Annotated in this window: 3 protein-coding genes; 1 reads left to right on the forward strand and 2 read right to left on the reverse strand. The window is 61.7% G+C overall.

All coding sequences use genetic code 11. The features are described from left to right. Positions 1–962: copper-containing nitrite reductase (nirK, locus tag AC1DYI_RS28560; protein ID WP_477207506.1), on the reverse strand; the 962-nt coding region annotated here is incomplete at its 3' end. Between the two features lie 488 nt (positions 963–1450). On the opposite strand from nirK, the gene AC1DYI_RS28565 reads away from it, so the two are divergent. Further along, positions 1451–3457 carry a putative bifunctional diguanylate cyclase/phosphodiesterase gene (locus AC1DYI_RS28565; RefSeq protein WP_477207507.1) on the forward strand — a complete coding sequence of 669 codons (2007 nt, stop codon included), beginning with the start codon at positions 1451–1453 and terminating at the stop codon, positions 3455–3457. A 22-nt stretch (positions 3458–3479) separates the two neighbouring features. On the opposite strand, the gene AC1DYI_RS28570 is transcribed toward AC1DYI_RS28565, so the two are convergent. Next, the gene (locus AC1DYI_RS28570) at positions 3480–3719 is read right to left on the reverse strand and encodes a hypothetical protein (RefSeq protein ID WP_477207508.1); all 240 of its coding nucleotides are present in this window, start codon (positions 3717–3719) and stop codon (positions 3480–3482) included. Between the last annotated feature and the right edge of the window lie 351 nt (positions 3720–4070).

The raw sequence follows: 4070 nt of genomic DNA on the forward strand, positions 1-4070 counted from the left end.
ACCTGGAAGTCCATCATTGCCGCGCCGCCGGCCGGGATCAGCGTGGTCTGCACGTTTTCCTGGAAATGCGTGCCGCCTTCGAACCAGACCTTGTCGAAAATCTCGCCGATGACGTGAAAGCTCGACACCAGGTTCGGGCCGCCGTTGCCGACGAACAGGCGCACGGTGTCGCCCGTTTTCGCCTTGATGGCCTTGTCGCCGGTCAGCGCGCCTTCGCTGCCGTTGAACAGCACGTAGGTCGCCTTTTCGTCGATGGCCTTTTGCATGTCGAATGCCTGCAGGCCTTTCTCGCGGTACTTGCCCAGGGTGTAGAAATCACCCTGCATGACGTAGTACTCCTTGTCCACCTTGGGCAGGCCGCCCGGCGGCTCGATCAGGATCAGGCCGTACATGCCATTGGCCACGTGCATGCCTACCGGCGCCGTGGCGCAGTGGTAGACGAACAGGCCGGCATTGAGCGCCTTGAAGCTGAACTGTGATTGGTGCCCCGGTGCGGTGAAGCTGGAGGCTGCACCGCCACCAGGCCCGGTCACGCCATGCAGGTCGATGTTGTGCGGCATCTTCGAGTCGGGCGCGTTTTTCAAGTGGAACTCGACCGTGTCGCCTTGKCGCACACGAATGAAGCTGCCCGGCACCGTGCCGCCGAAGGTCCAGAAGGTGTAGGTCACGCCTTCGGAGATCGGCAACTCCTTCTCGATCACTTCGAGCTCGACGATCACCTTGGCCGGGGCCGAACGGTTAAGCGCTGCAGGCACCTGCGGCGGGCTGGTCAACACGGCCCGGATCGGCTGGCCTTGTGGTGGGCCGAAGTCGCCCTTGCGCGGGCCGCTGGCCGGCGATGCTGGGCTCGCCAGTGCGCTGCGTTTGTCATTGGCCGCGACCAGGGTGCCGCCGCTGTTCCAGCCTCCCAGCGCAAGCGCGGCGACGGCGACAGTGCAGGACAAGATGAGGACGCGGCGCATGGTTGGACTCCTTGTTGGACAACGCTGATCACAGTCTCAGACCAGCCAGCCAGTCGTCGAAACAGTCGTCATGGGGTGCCGACAAGCCGACGCCCATCGTCCTCGGCTTGGTGCTGGTCGACTGTGCGACAGCGCACACAGCGCGAGGTGCGAAACCGAAACCTGTCAGCTCGAGTTCCTGTTTGCCGGCGCCTTGCCAGATGCGCCAAGGCGCTCGAAACGGCTTCAGGCGACCGGTTCGGCCAGCTACGGCTGCAGGTCAGCGGCCTGTTTGTTCGCTGCCGCCGGTGGCCGAGTCTTCGTGAGTGCGAGGCCGCACAGACCAGGCTGCACGAGGGTGAGTAGTGTCAGTGCCGAAGCCAGGCCCTGCGCCAAGAGTCACTCGAACTCGGCGGCAAATGGCGACCTGTGCGCGCCTCAGGAGCGCGCGCAATCCGATGCACGGGAGATGGCGAAGTGCATCGATCAGCTCCTGAAAGGAACCTGTCATGTCCACCCAAGCAGCCATTGGCGCTCGCCGGAAGATCGCGATGTCTTTCACGGCCGCCTGCGCGGCCATCATCGCGCTCACCGTCGTCGTGATCCAGTTTCAACTCGGCGCCGTCGATCCAGGTGCCAAGGCGGAAGCGCGTGATCTGGCGAGATCGGTTGCGTACAGCGCTGTATTGGATAGCGAGCACCTGCAGCAGTACATCGAGGGGATGCATGGTTTGTACGGGAGCGACATCGTCGTTGTGGACGCTCAGAAGCGAGGCCTCGCGGACGCGGATCCGACAGAGATCGGCCAAGTGTTCGACCAAGACTCGGCGAACGAGGTTGGAAAAACGATCAAGGACGGCCAAGTCAGGCCATTTGTCGAGCGAAGCAGCAATCATCCTGACGGTGCCAAGCAAATCGCCGTACCGCGCTATCAGAGCAAGGATGTGTACGGGCCTGTCGTCGGTGCGGTCATCGTCGAGTACACCCAGATCTACCAGGAGTTGTTGGACGCCACCACTTGGCAGATCTATTCGGTTGCCGGCGCCGGGCTGCTTTGCGCCGTGCTTGTCGGCTTCCTGGGCTTCAAGCTCAATGGATCGCTTTGGAAACGCTTGCGGGAAGACATGTTGGCGGCGCAGCAGATCGAATACCTCGCCTTCCACGACAAACTCACCGGGCTTTCCAATCGCGGCATGTTCTCGAGAATGCTCGAGCAGGGGCTGCAGGAAGCCAAGCGCTACAACCGGCAGCTGGCGGTCCTTTTTGTCGATCTCGACCGCTTCAAGAACATCAACGACACGCTCGGCCACCCGGCGGGAGATCTGCTGCTGCAGGAAATGGCGACACGACTCAAATCCTGTCTGCGGGAGAGCGACTGCATTGCGCGGACGGGCGGCGACGAGTTCGTCATCATGGTCTCGAACGTTGCCGGGGCAGAGCAGTTGGCAACGGTGGCGCAGAAGATCCTGGCCGCGGCCTCTCGAATCCTCAACCTGGGTGACCATGAATTCCATGTGACGGCCAGCATAGGCATCAGCGTCTACCCGAGCGACGGCGATGACGAACGCACTTTGATGAAGAACGCGGACATCGCGATGTACCAGTCGAAGGAAGACGGAAAGAACACGTTCACCTTCTACTCGGCCCAACTCAACACGCATTCGATCGAACGGCTCGCCTTTGAGTCGAGCCTGCGGCGAGCGCTGGACAATCAGCAGCTTCAGGTGCACTACCAGCCGAAGGTCGACTGCCATACCAGCCAGATGACCGGTGTGGAGGCGTTGTTGCGCTGGAGGCACCCGGATCTGGGTCCGGTGTCCCCGGTGAAGTTCATCCCGGTGGCCGAGGAAAACGGCTTGATCGTGCCCATCGGGCGTTGGGTGCTCCTCACCGCCTGTCAGCAGCATGTGGCGTGGCGCGACCTCGGCTACCCACCGCTGCGCATGTCGGTCAATCTTTCTGCGCGCCAGTTCTACGACGATCAGCTGCTGTCGGACGTTCGCGCGATCCTGGTGCAGACGAAGATGGATGCGACGTTTCTCGAACTCGAGATCACCGAGAGTCTGTTGATGCGCGACGTCGACAAGGCAAGCAAGGTGCTGACGGAGTTCAAGAAACTGGGGATCCACCTGTCGCTCGACGACTTCGGCACGGGCTATTCGTCGCTGTCTAACCTGAAGCGTTTTCCGATCGACACGATCAAGGTCGACCGCTCGTTTGTTCGCGACCTACCCGTCAACCAGGAAGACAGGGCCATCACGGACGCGATCATCACGATGGGCAAGTCGCTGAAGATGAACATCGTGGCTGAAGGCGTGGAGACCCAGGGGCAGATCGAGTTCCTGAGGAACCACGGCTGCAATGAATTCCAGGGCTTCTACTTCAGCAAGGCCGTTCCGCCGGAGGCGATCACCGATCTGCTGAGCGCGCAGCCTTGGGCCAATCCGAACGACGAGAAGGTGGTTTGGGGCGTCGAAGGCGTGTTTCCCGACTCGATGCCGATGCCGTTCGGTTAGTCTTCCGTCCCGGCCTGCAGGCTCAGCCCGTGGTCTTGGTGGTCAGCGTCGGTCGATTCGTCCACAGGGCCGCAACGGCCAGGTCTTCACGCTCGATCGCCCGATCGCGGTCATCATCTGTTGCAGCTGACTGGTAGGCCGCGTTGGCCGCCAGCACTTCCGCCTTCAGCCGGACCATCTTCATTGGAAACTTGGCCTCGTGCTCCTTGAGTCTGCGACGCATGATCGCTAGAAAACTCCGGGTGAATGGGTCGTCGTACATGGAAGTCCTTCGCTGAGATCAGGTGTTCACTGACCATGATAGTCCTCGCTTGTCAGTGCAATTGGCGGACCAGAAGCCGCTCGAAGCTTTGTGCCTGAGCAAATCAGGCGTGTCGGTGCGCCAGCCAACACGTGGCGGCGAGGCACGCTGCCGCAGTGATCGGCTTTCCGCGGTCACTGCCGCGCGTGTGCATGACGGGTCGATGTCCTACGAGAACTTCAACCGGCCGCTGACGGTGGCCGGATCGGGCACGGCCCACACTTTCGAACCACCGTCGCGATGAACCGCCAGGGTGAGAGCGAAAAGACCGTTGCCGCCGAGGGATCCATATGCAGTCCGACACTCCCAGTG

It is taken from the genome of Ideonella sp. P3_A4 (genome assembly GCF_056403075.1).

What these genes read in the sequence shown, in the direction of transcription:
- AC1DYI_RS28570 (WP_477207508.1), bottom strand. Translation starts at nt 3,719, where the DNA reads ATGTACGACGACCCATTCACCCGGAGTTTTCTAGCGATCATGCGTCGC.
- AC1DYI_RS28565 (WP_477207507.1), top strand. Translation starts at nt 1,451, where the DNA reads ATGTCCACCCAAGCAGCCATTGGCGCTCGCCGGAAGATCGCGATGTCT.